Origin of the sequence: Mesorhizobium sp. L103C105A0 (assembly GCF_000502215.1) — a bacterium.
GTDB lineage: Bacteria > Pseudomonadota > Alphaproteobacteria > Rhizobiales > Rhizobiaceae > Mesorhizobium.
Genome location: NZ_AYXF01000002.1, coordinates 795,072 through 813,497 on the forward strand (window position 1 = coordinate 795,072; position 18,426 = coordinate 813,497).

Genomic DNA, 18,426 nt, shown 5'->3' on the forward strand with positions numbered 1-18,426 from the left:
GGTTGAATCAGGTCTCGAGCAAGGGCGGCTAACCGGCTATTCCGATTCAGTTTTTGATGCTGACAGAACCATGGCGATTGGCCGAAGCATCTCAGCTTCGTCATTCACGGGCGAAGCAGGCGCGAAGCGCCGTCGCGGAGAGACCCGAGGATGACGAAGGCGCTGAGGCCTTCGCCAATTGGCGACGTATGCGCACCCTCAAACACCGACCAGAAACCTAATGAACCGCCGCATACATGATCTTCTCCTCCGTCGCCTCGGCGGGCGAAAACTCCTCGACCATGCGGCCCTGCCGGCACACCAGAATCCGGTCCGACAGGTTCATGATTTCCGGCAGGTACGACGAGATAACGACGACGGCCAATCCCTCGTCGGCCAGCCGGTTGATGATCTGGTGGATCTCGGCGATGGCGCCGACATCGACGCCGCGCGTCGGCTCGTCGAAGATCACGATACGCGGCTGCTGCACCAGCCCCTTGCCGATCACCACCTTTTGCTGGTTGCCGCCGGAAAGCTCGACCACGCGGGCATTGTCGTTGATCGCCTTGATGTTCAGCGTCTTCGTCCATTCAGCGGAAAGCGTGCGCATCTCCTGCTGGTTGATCACCCAGGCCTTTTCGCGGCCCGCCGCCAGCAGCCCGCCGAACAGGTTCTCGGCGATGCCCATCGTCTCGAAAATGCCCTCGCTCTTGCGGTCCTCGGTAACATAGACGATGCCGTCGGCGACCGCCTCACTGGGCACGAGATAGCGCACCGGCCTGTCGTCGAGTTCAATCGCGCCACCGCGCAAAAAATCGCGCTTGTAGATGCCGGAGACGATCTTGAAGGTCTCGGTGCGGCCGGAGCCGATCAGCCCGAACACGCCGGTGATCTGTCCCTCGAAGATCGAGAAGGAGGTGTTGCGCACGACATTGCTCATCGAAATGTCCTGCACCGACAGCACCTTCTTGCCGGCCTTGCGCAGCCTGGCCTCGTCGCGCTGGCGATAGATCTGTCCCGACAGTGTACGCCCGACCATGGCGGCGACGATCTTGTCGCGATCGAAGGCCGATGTGTCGTCGGTTATGACCAGCTCGCCATCGCGCAGGATTGTGATGCGGTCGGCGATCATCAGCGCCTCTTCCAATGCATGGCTGATGAAGACGATCGAGACGCCGTTCGCCTTCAGCCGCCGGATCAGTGCGAAAAAGTGCCGCTTCTCCTCCGGCGTCAGCGTCGCCGTCGGCTCGTCGAAGATGATGATCTCGGCATTGTGGTGAACGGCGCGCGCGATCTCGACCATCTGACGCTTGGCCGCGCCCAGCGTCGCCACCATGGCGTTGGGGTCGACCGGAAAGTTCAGCGACTGCAAAAACTGCTGCGCCGAAATGTAGGTGCCGCGCAGCCGGTTGAGGAATTTTTCGGTGCCGAGATAGAGGTTTTGCGCCACCGTCATCGACGGCACCAGGCTGGTCTCCTGGAACACCATGGCGATGCCGGCCTCGAGCGCCGCATGCGGCGAGGCGTAGGCGATCTCGCGGCCTTTGTGGAACATCTTGCCTGAGGTGGCGTCGACGACGCCGGCGATGATCTTGGTCAGCGTGGATTTGCCGGCGCCGTTCTCGCCGAGCAGCGCGTGGATTTCGCCCTTGCGCAGTTCGAAGCTGACTTGTCTGACCGCGGGCACGCCGCGATAGTTCTTGGTGACATTTTCCAGGCGCACGATCGGTTCCATCAGAGACCTCCTGCGTCGATGACCAGCACGCAATCGCCGCCCCTGGAGGCGATGAACAGGCGGCCGTCCGTTTCCGCCACGCTGCAGATGCCATGGCGCGTGCCGTCGGCGCGGCTGTGCAGGCTGAATTGCGGCTGCATGTTCTGATCGAGCCTGACCACCAGCCCATAGGAGCGGCTCGGCGACCAGGGCTTGTGGATGCCCATGGTGCGGATGCCGCCGCATTGCAGCGGTTCGAGGAAGCTGCGATTGGAGGCCAAAGCCGGCGCGATCCAGTAGGCCGGCGCCACCTGGTCTAGCATGTCGCGCCGATAGTGGGTTTCCTGGAGAACGAATTCGATCAGCCGGTTGCGTGGCGCGAACAGAGCCAGCCACGCGCCGCCATCGCCGGCCGGCGCGAGGCGCGCGGGATAGCCGGGCAGATGCGTCAGCACGGTCGAGCGGCTACCGGTCGCACCATCGAAGCGAACGAGCTGATGGCGCCAGCTTTCGCTGACCAGCACATCCCGCCCAATGGGATGCAGCCCATAGGGAAAGGCGATATCGCCGGCCACTTTGCGGAACTCGGCGGCGGCCGCGTCCCGCCTCCAAAGCGAACCGGACGCGCCCTTCTTCATCAGGTCGGCGGCCCATTGCGACGGCGTGTGCTCAGCCGAGCCATTGGCCAGCCACAACGTGCCGTCGTCTGCATAGGCAAGCGCGGTGATGCAGCTGACGCCAGACGGCAGCGAAACCTCCTTGCCGGCGACCAGCAGCTTGCCGCTCTCAAGTCCGACCGTCAGTTCTCCCGACAGTGATAGAGCCAGCGCAGTGATGGGGGAAGGAAAGGTCCCGACAACCTTCGGCCCCACTCCTGCGGCAAGCGAATAGATGGCGTTGCCGCTGGAAGCGAGCAGCCGGCCATCGGCAACCAGCAGATTGTCGGGTTCGATCAGTCCGGCAAAAACCGGCGCATCATCGAGCCGCGTGTTGGGCCGGAAGGCGCCGTCGAGCGGCGGGATGGTGACGGCCTTGCCGCGAAACATGTCCAAGATAGGATCGAGGATCATGGCTGCGTTCCCCAATAAGAAGCGGAGCTGGTCCAGGTCGGGTCCGCGCCCGCAATCTTGTAGCGGCCGATGCGGTTGTTGAGGATGCCGCCGACGAACAGGAAACCCTTGTGCTCGCGCATCGAGGTGACCATCGGATGCGCGCCGCCGGTGAGGTCGCCCATCGCCTCGATAATGCCGCCCTTGTCGTTGAATTTCACCACGCCGCCGGTGTTGATGTTGGGGAACAGCCACTCGTCCTGCGGCAGCCGGCGCGTCATGCGCTTGCGCATATCGGGATGGCGCAGCGACAGGTCGAAGCTCGGCGTGCGCATGCCGAGCCATGCCATCCAGTAATTGCCGTCGGAGGCGCGGTTGATGTTGTCGGGATAGCCCGGCATGTCGCGGATGACGCATTCGGCGGCGCCCGCCTTCGGCCCTTCCAGCCAGTAGCGATGCACGCGGCAGGCCCAGCTCTCAGCGAAGAACAGCGACTTGCCGTCATGCGCCATGCACACACCGTTGGTGTAGCGGTAGCCGTCGAGCAGTGTCTTCGTCGAACCGTCCTTCGGGTCATAGACCAGCAGCCGGCCGGTGGCGCGGTTCTCGATCGAGTCCAGTGCCCAATCGTGGGCGTCATAGCGCTTGGTGGAATCAGTGAAATAGATGCGCCCGTCCGGCGCGATGTCGCAATCATTGGGGTCGCGCAGCCGCGCATCGTCGACGATCGAGGTCCAGGAGCGCGACGTCTCGGCCGACAGGCGCTTCACTTCCCGATCCGGCGAGACGGAATAGAGCCCCATGGCGCCGACGCAGCTGATCAGATTGCCCGATTTGTCGAAGGCCAGGCCCAGCGGAAAGCCGCCGATGTGGGCAAACACCTCCGATTTCACATAGTCCGGCGCGAAGAAGCGGACGATCTCGCCATGGCGCGTGCCGCAATAGAGGTGATCGTCGCGGTCGAGGATGACGTCTTCCGGCCCTTCCAACTCGCCGAGCCCGATATGGTCGGCCGCCGACAGCCGGTTGTCGAGCGCGTAGGGCGTGCCTGAGCCCGGCACCGCAGACTGTGTCTCGCCCATCTTGAGATAGACCGGCGCGACATAGACTTCGTTGAGCACCTTATGGCGGTTCTTCAGCCAGCGGATGTCGATCGTCACCGCCACCGCCAGCATGATGCCCAGCACCATCTGGTTGGTGCCGGTGCCATAGCCCAGCCGGATCAGCCCGTTGGTCATGGTCAGCACGATGATGGCGCCCATCAGCCCCTTGATGACCGAGCCGCGGCCACCACCCAGGCTGACGCCGCCGACCACCGCCGCCGTCAGAGCCATGATCTCCAGGTTGAGGCCGGTGCCCGGCCCTGCCCCACTCAGGCGGCAAGCGATGAGGAAGCCGCCGATCGAGGCGCAGAAGCCGGAAAAGACATAGGTCATGAACACGGTGCGGCGCACGCGAATGCCGGCATTGTGCGCCGAGCGCCTGGAGCCGCCGACCGCCAGCACATGCCAGCCCGGCCGTGAGCGCGTCAGCGCGATATGCGTGACGATGGCAAGAATGATCGCCAGCCACACCGAGACCGAAAGCCCCCAGAAGGTGCTGTCGCCGATGAAGTCGAGCACATCCGATGTCGCCTGGGAAAGCTGCACGTCGGCGGCATAGGTGGTGACGAGAATATCGAACAGCGCCCGGCCAAAAATGAAGGTGACCAGCGTAGTCAGAAAGGCGCGCAGCCTGAGATAGCCGACGAGGTAGCCGTTGACGGCGCCGAAGATGAGCCCGGTGGCAAGCGATGCCGCCAGCGCCAGCCAGATAGACTGTTCGAGGATGAAGAAGACATAGACGGCGGAGAAGCAGGACAGCGCGAAGATCGAACCGACGGACAGATCGATGCCGCCGCCCAGCATCACCACCGTCATGCCGGTGACCACCATCGAGAACTCGCCGAGCTGGCGGGTCGATTCCTGTAGCGAGGTCAGCTTGAAGAAGCCGGGAATGATCGAGCCGAACACGCTGAGCGTCGCCACCAGCGCCAGGAACGGAATGGCGTTGTCGGTCCAGCGTTTTGTCAGGATTTCGCCGACCAGATGGTCGGGCACGAGATTGTAGCGCCAGGACTGGAGGCGTTCGCGAAAGGACATCGGCGGCTGCTATTCCATGAGGGAACGAGGTGACCGGATTGTCCAGCCACCTCGTTTATTTCAGTCGAAAAAGCGCGGCTTACTTCGCCGCCGCTTCGGCCTGCAGTGCCTTCAGGTCCCAGCAGCTGTCGGGCTTGAGGTCGGCCTTGGTCGTAGCCTTCTCCAGTGTGTAGATGTAGGTGTGCGACGTGCCGGCCGGCTGGCCGCTCTGCAGCAGGAACTTGATGATAGCGTTCATGTCGCCGGACTGGCGAGCCAGATCGGTCATCACCACGGCGCCGTAAGTTCCGTCCTGCAATTTGTCGCAATCGGCCGCCTTCTCGCCGCCGCCGGTGGTGACCAAAAAGACCTTGCCGTCGAGCTTGGCGTCGCGGATGGCGGCGGATGCGCCGGTGGCGTCACCATCCCAGAAGTCGATGATCGAGCAGATGTCGGGGTTCTGCTGCAGCATTGTCGTCGTCACGTTGCGCGACGTCGTCGGATCCCAGTTGGAGTCGGGCTTGGCCACGACTTTGAAGTCGGGGTGCTTCTCCAGCACCTTCATGATGCCGGCATACTGGTAGAGACTGGACGAGTTGGCCTGATCACCCTGCACAAGGCCGATCTTCTTCGACGAATTCTCGCCGCAGCCCTTGATCGCCGCTTCGGCCTCGAGTTGGCCGAGCCGGTCCCAGTCACTGCCGACAAAGGCGTCGGCCGGGAAGTTGGCGGGATTGTCGACCAGTATGACGTAGGTTCCGGCAGCCTGCGCCTTCTTCATCAGCTTGGAATAGGAGTTGAGATCCGGCGCATGGATGATCAGCACGTCCGGCCTTGTGTCGGACGAGATCGCGTCGGTGATCGCCTGTGCACCGGCATCGACGACCCAGTTCGGATCGCGTGTTTCGAAGGTGCCGCCCCAGGCCTCGACTTCCGTCTTCAGATAGTGCGACCAGCCCTGCGCAAGGTCGAAGCCCATCGCCAGCGGCACCAGCATGACGCGCTTGCCCTTGAGCGCCTGCGCGTATGCGGCCGGGCCCGGATCGTCGGCGGCGAAGGTCGGCGCGACGAAGGCGGTAGCGGCAAGCGCCGTGGCGGCCGCCATCAGTGTTCTGATCAGTTTCATGTCACATCCTCTGTTTTTCACTTATTGCCGGCCGGTCGGCATGACCCGGTCGGGTACCCCTTAGATGTCGCCCTGCTGCGCAGTCTGTTCGTCGCGCGGGTTGATGATGCCGTCGACGATGATGGCTCCGAGCAGGATCGCCGCCTTGATCAGGTTTTGATACAGCAGCGGAATGTCGATGATCGTCATCGCGTTCGACAGGATGCCGATCAGTGCAGCGCCCACCAGCACGTTGCGCACCCCGCCCCGCCCGCCGGAAAGGCCGATGCCGCCGATCACCGCCACCAGCACGATGTCATAGAGCAGCGTCGAGTTGACGACGCGGGTGTTGATCGAATGCAGGCTTGCCGCCGTAAGCAGGCCGGCGATCAGCGCGACAAAGGCCGAAACCACATAACGCAGCACCAGCATTGGCCGCACCGGAATGCCGATATTGCGCGCGGCGACCGGATTGTCGCCGGCGAAATAGATGTAGCGGCCCCATTTGGTGTAGCGCAGGAACACGAAGAACAGGAAGGCGAGCCCGGCGAAGACGAACACTTCGATCGGAATGTCGAGGAAACGCAGGCCGCCGAGCAGCTCCACCCAATGGCCCTGAGGCACCGGCACCGCATCCTGCGTGATCAGTTGCGAGCGGACATAGCCGAAGACAAAGGAGCCGGTCGCCAGCGTCACGAAGATCGCCGGCACGTCGGCATAAGCGACGAGAAAACCGTTGAGCAGGCCGATGGCGAGCACGCCTGCCAGCACATAGGCGAAGGCGAGCCCATCAGGCGTTCCGGCGTTGAGCAATTGTAGATACCAGGCGACCGACATCGCCATGATCGCCACCGCCGACAGGTCGATGCCCCTGCCGATTATGACGACCGCCATGCCGAGCGCCAAAATGCCCAGCACCGACACCGAGCGGACGATGGCAACGAGATTGTTGGCAGCGATGAAACCAGGCAGCCCAATGGCAGCGGCGACGAACAGCACCACGGCGATGGCAAAGACAATGCCTTCCTGATTCAGGCTCCTGACATTTGGCCAGCCAATCGTGTTCATGTCTGCATTCGCCCCGATGGCAGCTCTGCCACCCCTTCCGAAGAAAGCTAATCGGCTCGGCGCCGCTTCGTCAAATGAATCCGCGCTCGGAACGCCCGTTGGCAGTGATAATCTTCCAGTGGACGCACCGATTGCTAGAACTGGCGCAATCCTAGGAAAAGGCTGCGCTTTTGGCATTTGGTTGCGCCATTGCGTGTATGCGCGAAGGTGCCGTTCTGAGGCGAAAGCACGAGGCGGAATTAATTGCCGCCTGAGCGGCGAAAATTGCGAATTCAGGTCCTGGTCATGTGGCCTGAAACTTCGGCGCCTGCACCGGGCGGCAGCACGAGGAACCGCAACGCCGCCACCAGCCCGATGGCGCCGATGATCAGGAAGGCGATGCGAAAATCGACGAGGTCGAGCGCCGGCCGGTCCCTGACGATCTGCGACAGGTTGAGAATGGCAGCCGCCACCGCCACGCCGAACAGCATCGATATCTGCTGCAGCATGGACGACAAAGTCGCCGCCGAGCTGCGCTGCGCCGCATCGATATCGGCGAAGGCCAGAGTATTCAGCGCTGTGAACTGCATCGAGCGCGTCAGGCCGGCGATCAGCATCAGCGCTACCACCAGCGCCTGCGGCGTCTCCGGCGAGATCGCCGCGCAGGCCATGATCGAGGCCGAGGCGATCAGGCCGTTGACGACCATGACCGTGCGAAAACCAAAGCGCCGCAGCGTCGGCGTCGTCACCGTCTTCATGCCGAGATTGCCGAGGAAATAGGCCAGGATCATCAAGCCGGCATCGACCGGCGAAAGGCCAAAGCCGACCTGAAACAGCAGCGGCAAAAGGAACGGCGTGGCGTTGATCGCCACGCGAAAAATGGTGCCGGCGGCAAGCGTAGAGATGGCGAAGGTCTGCACCCTGAACGCGCTGAGATCGAGCAGCGGATGCGGCGCGCGCCGGAGATGCCGCACCGCCAGCCAGCCGATGACGATGCCGGCGGCAATCAGCAGCACGGCGGGCAAAGCGCCGTCTTCCGGATGTGCGATGCGCTCAAGGCCGTAGAGCAGCAGCGCGAGCCCCAGCGACGTGAGGAAAAACCCCGGCCAATCCAGCGGCTTGGGATCGGCCGCGCGGTCGCCCGGAATGAAGCGCGCGACCAGCGCCAGCCCGACCAGCCCAAGCGGGATGTTGATGAAGAAATTCCAGTGCCAGGAGAGATAGGTTGTGATGAAGCCGCCAAGCACCGGCCCGACCACGGGCGCAAACAACGCCGGCCAGGTGATCAGCGCCGTGGCGTTGAGCAGCTCCGACTTCGACGCATTGCGCAGCACCAGAATGCGCCCGACCGGCGTCATCAGCGCGCTGCCCAGGCCTTGCACGACACGGGCGGCAACGAACTGAGGCAGATTTTGCGAGAAGCCGCAGGCCAGCGAGGCCAGCGTGAACAGCACAATCGCCAGCAGGAAGATGTTGCGCGCGCCGAAGCGGTCGGCAAGCCAGCCCGACAGCGGCACGAACACCGCCATGGTCAGCATGTAGGCGGTGATGCCGATGCTCATCGCCACCGCCGTCACGCCGAAGGATTGTCCCATCTGCGGCAGCGAGGTCGAGATGATCGTCGAATCCAGCAGCTGCATGAAAAACGCGATGGCAACGATCAACGCCACGCGCCGCGCATTGCTGGCGGTTGCGGCGGAGGCCTCGGTGTCGGGAACGGCAGTCATAGCGAACCGCGTTGAACAGCATATGGCTGGCCCCGTCCAGAGCTTATCCAACAAACTTCCGTGTCGGCTCGCAGCCTGTTATGGATGGGCGGGCGGCCAAGGACATTGCATGAAGCCTATCTATATCGACTACCTCAATGCCCTAGATATCGAAGCCCTGGAGATGACCGACGGCGAAATCATTGCCGCTGTCGAAGCCGGGCTTATCGCGCAAGGCAATGGCCAGACGGTGATCGAGCCGCGCGTCCATCTTGAACCCGACCCTTCCTTCCATGGCCATTTCAACGTTCTGCGCGGCTACGTTGCGCCGCTCGATACGGCGGGCGTGAAAATCGTCGGCGACTATGTCGACAATTATCTGCACGGGCTCCCTTCAGAATTTGGCATTCTAAACCTGTTCGATCCGCGCACCGGCACGCCGCGCGCCATTCTCGACGCCACCGTCATCACCGACATGCGCACCGGCGCCGTCACCGCTATCGGCGCCAAACATCTGGCGCGCAAGAACTCCAAGGTGCTGGCCCATATCGGCGCACGTGGCACCGCCTATTGGAATGTCCGCCTGCTCGACCATCTCTTCGACTTCGACGAGATCCGCGTTCATTCGCGCCGCCCGAAAAGCCGCGACGGCTTCGCTGCCAAACTCTCGGCCGATCTCGGCAAGAAAGTTACCGCGGTTGCCGACTGGGAGAGCTGCGTCAAGGGCGCCGACATCGTCGTCGAGGCCTCGCGGCTGCCGGAGCCGCAGCCGCTGCTCAAGACCGAATGGATCAAGCCCGGTGCGCTGGTCGTGCCCTATGGTACGATGAGCGCGGTGGAGCTGTCATTGACCGACATCATGCAGAAAATGGTCGTCGACGACTGGGGCCAGTGCAAAGGCGGCAAGTTCGGCTCGCTGCGCGCCCATGTCGAGACCGGGCGGCTGGGCGAAGCGACGCTGCACGCCGAGCTCGGCCAGATCGCTGCCGGTCTCAAGCCGGGACGCCAGAGCGACGACGAGACGATCCTGTTCTGGCATCGCGGCCTGTCGCTGTCCGACATTGCGCTGGGCAAGGCGATGCTGGCCAAGGCTGCTGATAAAGGCATCGGCCAGAGGCTGCGCTTCGCATGAGCGCGCTCGTCCTCACCGGCGCCGGCGTCAGCGTCGAGGACGTTGCGCAGGTCGCCCGCGGCGGCCGCAAGGTCGAGGTTGAACCGACAGTCATCGAGAGGCTCGACAAAGCGCGAAAAGTGCTCGATCAGGTCGCCGCGTCCGGTCAGCAAATCTATGGGCTCAACACCGGGCTCGGCGCCAATCTCGGCACATCGGTCGAGGGCGATGCCAGCGCCTTCCAGCGCCAGTTGCTGGAAGGGCGAAGCGGCGCTGTCGGCGAACCGTTGCCCCAAGAGGCGGTGCGGGCGACCATGCTTGCGCGCGCAGCGATGCTGGCAGTCGGCGGCTCCGGCATTTCGCCGGCGGCTTTCACCGCCCTTGTCGATGCGCTCAATGCAGGCGTGCATCCGGTAATGCCGCAGTTGGGCTCGATCGGCGCCGGCGATCTCGTGCTGATGGCGGCGCTCGCCCGTCTGCTGACCGGCGACGGCGAAGCTGACTATCAGGGTCGGCGCATGCCGGCGGCCAAGGCGTTGATGATGGCGCGGTTGGCTCCGATCAGCCTGGCGCCGAAAGACGGCCTGTCGCTGATCAACGCCTCGGCGGTATCAGCCGGCACTGGCGCGTTGGTACTGGCCGACGCGCTGTCGGCCTTTGCGCAACAGCAGCAGGCCGGCGCGCTGACCATGGAAGGGTTTGGCGCCAACCGCACCATCCTCGATCCGCGCCTGCATCTGGCGCGGCCGGCAGCCTGCCAGCAACTCGCGGCCAAGGGCCTGCGCGACCTGCTTGCCCGTGACGAGGAGCCGGCGCCGACCACCTTGCAGGACCCGTTGTCGATCCGCTGCATGCCGTCGATCCATGGTGCATTGATCCAGGCGATCGATCAGGCGCGGCTGGCGCTGGAGATCGAACTCAATGCCGCCGCCGACAATCCGCTGGTGCTGGGCGATGACGGGCTGGTTCTGTCGACCGGCAATTTCCACACCGCATCGCTGGCGCTTGCCTTCGAGACGCTCGGCCTGGCGATCGCGCAATGTGCCGCGGCAAGCGTTGCCCGCTTCATCCAGCTCGCCGGCTCCGGCCGCAACGGCCTGCCAAAATATTTGTCACCGGTCGGCGGCGCCTCGGCCGGTTTCGTGCCGCTGCAAAAGACCGCAACGGCAATCCTGGCCGGCATCCGCCACAAGGCCAATCCGGTGATGCTGGATTTCCTGGCCGTGTCCGAAGGCGTAGAGGACCACGCCACGCAGACGCCGCTTGCCGTGTCGAAATGCGCCGGGATGATCGCGCTGTGGCGACGGCTGATCGCCTTCGAACTGATGGCCGCCGCACAGGCCGTGGACCTGCGCGACGGTCTCAAGCTGGCGCCCGGCACAGCAGCGGTCCATACCGCGGTGCGCGCGCATGTAGCGATGCTCAGGGAGGACCGGCCGCTGGGAACGGATGCCGAGGTGCTCCATGCCATGCTCGCTGACGGAACATGGCAAGGTGCAGCGATGATCGGCAAGGAGGCCGAGTAGTTAGCCCTTTGCGTCCACCCGTTTCATGAACAGGCTGAGCTCGGCCGGATCCATGCGCACGACATGCCTGTCTTCCGGATAGGCGCCGCTATCGACGTCGGCAACGTACTCGGAAAACGCCGCGACGCGTTCCGCCTGCAGACGATCGTACTCGGCGGCGAAGTTGCGGTAGACCTTGGAATGGCGCGGCATGTGGCCCCGGTTCTGGCCAAGAATATCGTCGGCAAACAGATATTGCGCGTCGCAGCCGGTGCCCGCACCCATCGACAGCATGATCAGCGAGGTCCGTTCCGAGATCGCCTTCGCCACCTCGATCGGCACCACTTCGATCTCGGCGCCGAGAGCTCCAACGGCCTCATACTGCTTGACCGCCTCAAAAATCTGCATGGCGGTGTCGGCGGTCTTGCCGACGGCCTTGAAGCCGCCGGTCCAGGTGGCGCGGGACGGAATGAGGCCGACATGGCCGATGACGGGGATCGCGTCGTCGGCGAGCCGCTTCACGGTGGCGAAACCGGCGCTGCAATAAACGGCGTCGGCGCCGGCCTTGTAGAGCCGGAACGCCCAGCGCAGGAAATCGTCCGCCGTGCCGATCTCATAAAAATTCTCGCCCGGCATGGTGAACAGGCTGGGCGCCGCATCGCGATACTCAGGGTTGAGCACCAGCTCGGGCGGCACCGAGACGATATCGACCCCTGCCCGCTCGGCAGCCTCGGCCTCGTCCATGGTCAGGACGCGCAGCATGGTCAGCTGGCGCTTGCCCTTCATGGCGCGCAGATCGGCGACGGTCGGTCTCTTTCGGCTCATCGGGATGTCCCTGTTGGCTGGTTGCTTTTCCCGGTCACCTTACCGGCCCCGTGACAGGCCGGATAGAAGGCGGGTGGTTTATTCGCTACTCGGCCGCCGCCGACATATCGAGCTCGTGAAATTCACCGCGATGGGCCGCGCCGTCGGCGGCAATTCGCGCTTGAGGAAATAATCCTCGTACCGCAGCTGCTTCAGCAGCACCGGCCAGACCTCGCGATAGGCATGCCACATGGACGGGTTCGCCGCCGGCAGGTCGTGCTTGACCAGCTCGTGCAGCCTCGGCAGCGCATGGTAGGGCACCATCGGAAACATGTGATGCTCGACGTGGTAATTCATGTTCCAGTAGATGAAGCGGCTGACCGGGTTCATGTAGACGGTGCGCGTGTTCAGCCGGTGGTCGACGACATTGTCGGCCAGGNTTCATGTTCCAGTAGATGAAGCGGCTGACCGGGTTCATGTAGACGGTGCGCGTGTTCAGCCGGTGGTCGACGACATTGTCGGCCAACCCGATATGCTGCAGCAGGCCGGTCAGAACCATGTGCCAGCTGCCATAAAAACGCGGCAGGCCGATCAGCACCAGCGGCAGCCATGAACCCAGCGCGATCGCGAGGGCGATCGTCGCAACGTACACGGCGACATGCCAGCGCGCCGCCGTGATGGCCTTGCCCTGTTCGGTCTCAGGAATGTAGCTCTTTTCGTCGTCCGACAGCTTGCCCAACGCCTGGCGCGCCAGGATCGGCAGCGAATAACGGAAATCGAGAATGCCGGTGAAGGCAAGCGCCGCCTTGACCAGATTTGGCGGCCGCATTACCGCGATCTCGGCGTCACGGCCGACGATGATCGTGTCGGTGTGATGCCGCGCATGGCTCCAGCGCCATTGCACCGGATTGCGCACCACCATGAAGCTGGCGATTTCGTAGATCGCATCGTTCATCCAGCGTGTGCGGAAGGCGGTGCCATGGCCGCATTCGTGCCAGCGCGAATCGCTCGACGATCCATAGAGCACGCCATAGACGAGCAGGAACGGCACCACCCACCACGTGCCCCAGAACCACACGATGCCGGCGGCCGAGCCCAGGATGGCTGCGATCCAGATCACTGTATCGCGGATCGCCGGCCCGTCGGAGCGCTGCATCATTTCCTTCATTGCCTTGCGCGGCACGTCGGTGTGATACCACTCGGCCGAGGCCAGCCCGGTCTCGATCGCCCGGCGGGTGCTTTCGCCGACCAGGCCGTAATCGCGCTTTGTCTTGGCCGCCGTCGCCATCACCGTCTCGCCTACCTCAAAGCCCGTTGGCGCGGAACTTCCCGTCGAGAAATGTTTTCGCCCGCGGCACGTCGTCCTCGGTCAGATGCTCGATGATAACAGGGATGTTCGGGTGCTTCTCACTGAGCCGCTGCAGATAGAGATCGTAATTCAGCGATCCCAGCCCGGGCGCCGGCAGCTCGATCTCGCCGACGCCGCGGAAGGTCAGCCCCTCATGCGCGTCCGCGTCGCCGATATCGGCATGCTTCTCGGTCTTGTCGCTGCCTGAGCGCTTGACGTCCTTGGCGTGCGCGATGCGGATCTTGTCGGCCAGCGTGTCGAACACCTGGTTCAGCACCTGGTCCATGCGGTCGATATTGTGCGCCTCGAAATAATTGGTCGGATCCATCAGCAGGCCGAGGCCCGGATGGTCGACCTGCGCGAACATTTTGACCGTCTCCTCGACCGAACCGACGACATTGTTGACATAGGTTTCGAGCAGGAACACCGCGCCATGGTCGTAAGCCGTCTGGGCAAGATCCGAGATCACCTTGCGGCATTCCTCGAAGCCTTCCTCGGTCTTGTTTTTGGGATGATGCACCCAGTCGGATTCGGTGTTGTAGGTGCCGGTCTCCGAGATCACGTAGGGCGAGCCGAAGTCGCGCGCATTGCGGATGATTTCCTTGAGATAGCCGACGCGCTTCTCGCGCTCGGATTTGTCGGGATGGATGATGTTGGTGTAGCCCGAGATGCAGCAGACCGGCAGATTGTGGTCGCGAAACGTGTCGCGCACTGTCCTCGCCTTGTCCCCGGTGATCTGCCCGGCCGTGAGATCGACATCCCTGAAATGCATGTCGAGCTGCACTGTGTTGAAGCCGAGTGCACGGATGCGGCGGGCGGCCTCCGCGAGCTCATAGGGGAAATAGCCGGTGAAGATACCTGCCTGCATCATGATGTGAACTCCTCCCGGTAAGCGATTCAGCCGCCACACTATTCGGCGGCATGTTCAGTCGATCGATATCTCGGACAGTTTGACGGTGCGGCCTTGCGCCATCGAGCGGTAGCCCGCCTCGACCAGTGCCATTGTCTTGACGTTATCGGCGACGGAGAGCGCCGGCGGCGCGCCTGTCTTCACCGCATGCTGCAATTGCTCCATCACGCCGATGAAGGCATGCGGGAACCACATCGTGTCCCAGCTCGGGCTGACCCATTCGCCGCCGGTCGTCTNCCATCACGCCGATGAAGGCATGCGGGAACCACATCGTGTCCCAGCTCGGGCTGACCCATTCGCCGCCGGTCGTCTTGGTCGACGCATAGGTCAGCGTCGAGGCCACGCCTTTCGGCCAGCCGATCGTGCCTTTGGCGACACCCTTGATGCCGTCGACGCGCCAGTTGATGTGCTGGTCGTCCTCATAGCCCTCCTGGCGCGGTCCGGACCAGACATCCTCCAGCGACACGGCGAGCACGCCGGAGGGAAAGCGCAGCGTCGAGACGGTGATGCCGTCNCCGGACCAGACATCCTCCAGCGACACGGCGAGCACGCCGGAGGGAAAGCGCAGCGTCGAGACGGTGATGCCGTCTGAATGGTCGAATGTCGTGCGCGGATCCTTGCGCGTCAGCGTGGTGATTTCCGAGGGATCGCCGAACAGGAAGCGCAGCACGTCCAGATGATGCACGCTCATATTGGCGAGCGTCAGCCGGTCGTAGTCCTGAAGGAAAGTCTGCCAGTGCGGGATCGCATGCATGTCGATCTGCGCAAAGACGATGTCGCCCAGNCTGCCTCGTCGCGCAGCTTCACGGCTTCATCGACCGACAGCGCCAGTGGCTTCTGCGCCAGGATCGCCTTGATGTGAGGCTGCTTCAGCGCATGGCGGATCAGCGCCGGCTGCTGGTCGGGCGGAAAGGCAAGGTCGACGATCTCGACCTCAGAATCCTCGATCAGCTGTTCCGGTGTGTCGTGGACGGTCGCAATGCTCCAGCGCTTCGCCACCTTCTCGGCGCTGGTCTTGGTGCGCGAGGCGATGGCGACGACTGGGAAACCGGCCTGCGCATAGGCGGCAAGATGGCATTCGGCCATGATCATGCCGGCGCCGATGCAACCGATCCGGTATTCGCTGGTGCGAACCCTCACATCCGGCTCGAAACCCTGGCCTGCCATCCATTCCTCCCTTGGACGACAGGATATAACGCCATGGCCGGCCCATCAGCCAAGGTCCGCTCCATCAATTCCCATCAGAACCATGCCGGGGTGACGGTGCGAACTAGTTTGCGGCAATCAGCACGGTGCTTTCCGGCGACCAGCTGAGCATTACATTCTGGCCCTCGGCCAGCCGGTCACTGCCGGTATTCTGGACGATGACTTTCAACGTCTGGCCGGCACGCTCGACGAAATAGGTGCTGTTGTTGCCGGCGAAAATGCGCTTGGAGATCTGGCCCTTCAGAGCGTTGGCATTGGCCGCATCCGCAACCCCGGCATCGGTCGCGATGCGAATGCGTTCGGGACGCACGGCGCAGCTGGCCTTCGTACCGGCGGCAAGCCGATCACCCACCCCGGCGGCGATCGCCGTGCCGTCAGGCAGCCGGATGCCGTTGCCGGTCGCATCGCCGCGAAAAATGTTTGCGTCGCCAAGGAAGGTGGCGGCGAATTCGCTCTTCGGCCGGTCGTAGATTTCCTCCGGCGGCCCTTCCTGCACGAGCCTGCCGTCCCGCAATATGCCGATGCGGTCGCTCATCGTCAGCGCCTCTTCCTGGTCGTGGGTGACGAAGATGGTGGTGATGCCGATCTCGCGCTGGATGCGCTTCAGCTCGATCTGCATGTCGACGCGCAGCGCCTTGTCGAGCGCGCCGAGCGGCTCGTCGAGCAACAGCACGCGCGGCTTGGTGACGATGGCGCGCGCCAGCGCCACACGCTGGCGTTGGCCGCCGGAGAGCTGGTGCGGCCGGCGCTCGCCGAGCTTGCCGAGCTGAACCAGATCGAGCGCGCGCTGCACTTCGGTGGCGATCGTCGCTTTCGTTTCGCCGCGCACCGACAGGCCGAAGGCGACATTATCGGCGACGCTCATATTGGGAAACAGCGCATAGTTCTGGAACACCATGCCGATGCGCCGCTTTTCGACCGGCACCCGTTCGACGCTCTCGCCGCCAATGGCGATGCGGCCGGAGTCGGGAAAGTCGAAGCCGGCGATTTGCCTGAGCACCGTGGTCTTGCCGCTGCCCGAGGGGCCAAGCAGCCCATAGAAACCGCCATCGGCGAAATCGATGGAGACGTGGTCCAGCGCCTTGTGCGCGCCAAAACTGCGGGAGACGTTCGATACCTGCACGCCGGCCATTATTTCTCTCCGCCGAATTTGAAGAAGCGCGCCGTGAACAGCATCAGCGCCATCGACACGACAATGATGATGGTCGAGACCGCGTTGATCTCGGGCGTGAACCCCTTGCGGATCGCGGCGTAGATTTCGACCGGCAGCGTCGTCTGCCCCGGCGTCGCCAGGAAGTAGGAGACGACAAACTGGTCGAACGACACGGCAAATGCGAACAAGCCGCCGGCAATGACGCCGGGCATGATCCACGGCAGCGTCACACGCGCGGTCACCTGCCACTGGTTGGCGCCGAGCGAGCGCGCCGCCTCTTCCAGCTCCGGTGCAAAAGTCTGCAGCCGGGCCGAGACGACGACGATGACATAGGGCAGCGCCAGCGCCACATGGCCGAGCAGGATGGCTAACAGGCCGCGGCCAATGCCGACGCCGAAGAAGAAGATCAGCATCGCCGTGCCGGTGATCAGCCACGGAATGGCGATCGGCGGAAACAGCAGCGCCTGCAGCACTTTCTTGCCGCGGAAGTCGTAGCGGAAGAGCGCCAGCGAAGCGGCCGAGCCAAGCACCACTGAGATGAGCGTGGTGATGACCGCGATCTCGAGGCTGTTCCAGGTCGCCGCGATCAGCTGGTCGTTCTGCCAGAGCGAGGCATACCATTCCGTCGTCCATTCGAACGGCAATTGGTAGAAGGGCGAGACGTTGAACGACATCAGCGCCATGATGATGATCGGCAGATAGAGGAAGACGAGCAGCAGTCCGATGTAGAAGCGGCCTAGTCCTTCGATTATGCGGGTCGTCATCATCAAGCAGCCCTCCGCAGCACCGGCGAGGCAACCGCCAGGATCACCAGCACCACCGCCAGCAGGATGAAGGAAAGCGCCGCCCCCAGCGGCCAGTTGAAGACGGCGACGAACTGGTCCTCGATCACCGTGCCATAGAACGTGCCGGTGCGGCCGCCGAGAATGCGCGGCTCCATGAACGAGCCGACGACCGGCACGAAGATCAGTGCCGCACCTGCCACCAGGCCGGGCATAGACAGCGGGATGATCACCCGCTTCAGCACCTGCAGCCGCGAGGCGCCCAGCGAACGTCCGGCCTCGATCAGCGAGTCGTCGATGGCCTGCAAAGTGAGGTAACAGGTCAGCACCATGTAGGGCACGTAGGAGTGCACCAGGCCGATGATGACTGCGGGGTAGGAATACATCAGGTCGATGTTGATATTGAACGGCAGCACGGCGTTGAGCGCCGTGTCGAGGATGCCGCCCTCGCGCAGCACCATCGCCCAGGAGAAGATGCGCACCAGCCCGTTCGACCAGAACGGCAGGATGACCAGCAGGAAGATCGCCTCGCGGCTGCGCCCCTTCAGCACCTTGGCCAACACATAGGCTGCGGGATAACCGATGACGACGCACCACAAAGTCACTTCGAGGCCGAGCCGCAGCGAAGCGAGCAGCAGCGTCAGGTACAGGCTCTGCGAGAAGAAGGCGGCGTAATTGCCAAGGGTCAAGGCCCACGGCTTTCCCGACAGCGGCAGGTCGGTCATGAAGGAGAAGAACACCATGGCCGAGAGCGGCAGGAAGATCGCCACCGTCAGCCAGAGATAGGCCGGCGCCAGCAGCGGCAGGGCCGATCTCAGCCCGCTGCGCGACGCGACCGCACCCTGTACCGCCATGATACCCTCCTCCCCAGGATTGAAGGCCAGCCG

13 protein-coding genes and 2 pseudogenes are annotated in these 18,426 nt (G+C 63.5%); 2 read left to right on the top strand and 13 right to left on the bottom strand.

What is annotated here, in order from left to right; all coding sequences use genetic code 11:
• Nucleotides 1-217: 217 nt before the first annotated feature.
• The 6 genes from X727_RS156035 to X727_RS156010 all read right to left on the bottom strand — a co-directional run bounded on the left by X727_RS156035 (nt 218) and on the right by X727_RS156010 (nt 8,741).
• Nucleotides 218-1,714: a sugar ABC transporter ATP-binding protein gene (locus X727_RS156035; RefSeq protein WP_023714820.1), complete on the bottom strand. Its 1,497-nt coding sequence runs from the start codon at nt 1,712-1,714 to the stop codon at nt 218-220.
• Nucleotides 1,714-2,763 carry a hypothetical protein gene (locus X727_RS156030; protein WP_023833945.1) on the bottom strand — a complete coding sequence of 350 codons (1,050 nt, stop codon included), beginning with the start codon at nt 2,761-2,763 and terminating at the stop codon, nt 1,714-1,716. Before X727_RS156030 ends, X727_RS156035 begins: the two co-directional genes overlap by 1 nt.
• On the bottom strand, nt 2,760-4,883 hold the full coding sequence (locus X727_RS156025; RefSeq protein ID WP_023714822.1) for an SMP-30/gluconolactonase/LRE family protein: 2,124 nt from the start codon (nt 4,881-4,883) through the stop codon (nt 2,760-2,762). The genes X727_RS156030 and X727_RS156025 overlap by 4 nt, the downstream gene beginning before the upstream one ends.
• A gap of 79 nt (nt 4,884-4,962) precedes the next feature.
• The gene (locus X727_RS156020) at nt 4,963-5,988 is read right to left on the bottom strand and encodes a sugar ABC transporter substrate-binding protein (RefSeq protein WP_023668177.1); all 1,026 of its coding nucleotides are present in this window, start codon (nt 5,986-5,988) and stop codon (nt 4,963-4,965) included.
• A 60-nt stretch (nt 5,989-6,048) separates the two neighbouring features.
• Complete coding sequence (locus X727_RS156015) at nt 6,049-7,035, bottom strand: ABC transporter permease (protein ID WP_023699681.1); 987 nt, start codon at nt 7,033-7,035, stop codon at nt 6,049-6,051.
• A 272-nt stretch (nt 7,036-7,307) separates the two neighbouring features.
• Nucleotides 7,308-8,741: a DHA2 family efflux MFS transporter permease subunit gene (locus X727_RS156010; protein ID WP_023833946.1), complete on the bottom strand. Its 1,434-nt coding sequence runs from the start codon at nt 8,739-8,741 to the stop codon at nt 7,308-7,310.
• Between the two features lie 109 nt (nt 8,742-8,850).
• Here X727_RS156010 and X727_RS156005 point away from each other — a divergent pair, with 109 nt between their 5' ends.
• Nucleotides 8,851-9,852 (top strand): ornithine cyclodeaminase family protein, encoded by a 1,002-nt coding sequence (locus X727_RS156005; RefSeq protein WP_023829197.1) that lies wholly within the window; start codon nt 8,851-8,853, stop codon nt 9,850-9,852.
• Nucleotides 9,849-11,357 (top strand): histidine ammonia-lyase, encoded by a 1,509-nt coding sequence (gene hutH / locus X727_RS156000; RefSeq protein WP_023815628.1) that lies wholly within the window; start codon nt 9,849-9,851, stop codon nt 11,355-11,357. Before X727_RS156005 ends, hutH begins: the two co-directional genes overlap by 4 nt.
• Here the strand turns inward: hutH and X727_RS155995 are convergent, their stop codons facing one another.
• The 7 genes and pseudogenes from X727_RS155995 to X727_RS155975 form a co-directional block, all read right to left on the bottom strand.
• Entirely contained in the window at nt 11,358-12,161 is an 804-nt protein-coding gene (locus X727_RS155995; protein ID WP_023682254.1) for a 3-methyl-2-oxobutanoate hydroxymethyltransferase, read from the bottom strand. It lies immediately after the preceding gene.
• An 85-nt stretch (nt 12,162-12,246) separates the two neighbouring features.
• Nucleotides 12,247-13,428 (bottom strand): annotated as a pseudogene (locus tag X727_RS01000000164485) (fatty acid desaturase family protein).
• Between the two features lie 16 nt (nt 13,429-13,444).
• Nucleotides 13,445-14,359: a sugar phosphate isomerase/epimerase gene (locus X727_RS155990; RefSeq protein WP_023705643.1), complete on the bottom strand. Its 915-nt coding sequence runs from the start codon at nt 14,357-14,359 to the stop codon at nt 13,445-13,447.
• Nucleotides 14,360-14,413: 54 nt separating this feature from the next.
• Nucleotides 14,414-15,565: pseudogene (locus X727_RS01000000164490) on the bottom strand (Gfo/Idh/MocA family oxidoreductase).
• A gap of 103 nt (nt 15,566-15,668) precedes the next feature.
• Nucleotides 15,669-16,736, bottom strand: coding sequence for an ABC transporter ATP-binding protein (locus X727_RS155985; RefSeq protein WP_023833947.1), 1,068 nt, complete (start codon nt 16,734-16,736; stop codon nt 15,669-15,671).
• The gene (locus X727_RS155980) at nt 16,736-17,524 is read right to left on the bottom strand and encodes an ABC transporter permease (RefSeq protein WP_023712104.1); all 789 of its coding nucleotides are present in this window, start codon (nt 17,522-17,524) and stop codon (nt 16,736-16,738) included. The genes X727_RS155985 and X727_RS155980 overlap by 1 nt, the downstream gene beginning before the upstream one ends.
• Nucleotides 17,524-18,393: an ABC transporter permease gene (locus X727_RS155975; protein WP_023712105.1), complete on the bottom strand. Its 870-nt coding sequence runs from the start codon at nt 18,391-18,393 to the stop codon at nt 17,524-17,526. The genes X727_RS155980 and X727_RS155975 overlap by 1 nt, the downstream gene beginning before the upstream one ends.
• Between the last annotated feature and the right edge of the window lie 33 nt (nt 18,394-18,426).

What these genes read in the sequence shown, in the direction of transcription:
- X727_RS156015 (WP_023699681.1), bottom strand. Translation starts at nt 7,035, where the DNA reads ATGAACACGATTGGCTGGCCAAATGTCAGGAGCCTGAATCAGGAAGGC.
- X727_RS156035 (WP_023714820.1), bottom strand. Translation starts at nt 1,714, where the DNA reads ATGGAACCGATCGTGCGCCTGGAAAATGTCACCAAGAACTATCGCGGC.
- X727_RS156030 (WP_023833945.1), bottom strand. Translation starts at nt 2,763, where the DNA reads ATGATCCTCGATCCTATCTTGGACATGTTTCGCGGCAAGGCCGTCACC.
- X727_RS155985 (WP_023833947.1), bottom strand. Translation starts at nt 16,736, where the DNA reads ATGGCCGGCGTGCAGGTATCGAACGTCTCCCGCAGTTTTGGCGCGCAC.
- X727_RS156020 (WP_023668177.1), bottom strand. Translation starts at nt 5,988, where the DNA reads ATGAAACTGATCAGAACACTGATGGCGGCCGCCACGGCGCTTGCCGCT.
- X727_RS155990 (WP_023705643.1), bottom strand. Translation starts at nt 14,359, where the DNA reads ATGATGCAGGCAGGTATCTTCACCGGCTATTTCCCCTATGAGCTCGCG.
- hutH (WP_023815628.1), top strand. Translation starts at nt 9,849, where the DNA reads ATGAGCGCGCTCGTCCTCACCGGCGCCGGCGTCAGCGTCGAGGACGTT.
- X727_RS155995 (WP_023682254.1), bottom strand. Translation starts at nt 12,161, where the DNA reads ATGAGCCGAAAGAGACCGACCGTCGCCGATCTGCGCGCCATGAAGGGC.
- X727_RS155980 (WP_023712104.1), bottom strand. Translation starts at nt 17,524, where the DNA reads ATGATGACGACCCGCATAATCGAAGGACTAGGCCGCTTCTACATCGGA.
- X727_RS156005 (WP_023829197.1), top strand. Translation starts at nt 8,851, where the DNA reads ATGAAGCCTATCTATATCGACTACCTCAATGCCCTAGATATCGAAGCC.
- X727_RS156010 (WP_023833946.1), bottom strand. Translation starts at nt 8,741, where the DNA reads ATGACTGCCGTTCCCGACACCGAGGCCTCCGCCGCAACCGCCAGCAAT.
- X727_RS156025 (WP_023714822.1), bottom strand. Translation starts at nt 4,883, where the DNA reads ATGTCCTTTCGCGAACGCCTCCAGTCCTGGCGCTACAATCTCGTGCCC.
- X727_RS155975 (WP_023712105.1), bottom strand. Translation starts at nt 18,393, where the DNA reads ATGGCGGTACAGGGTGCGGTCGCGTCGCGCAGCGGGCTGAGATCGGCC.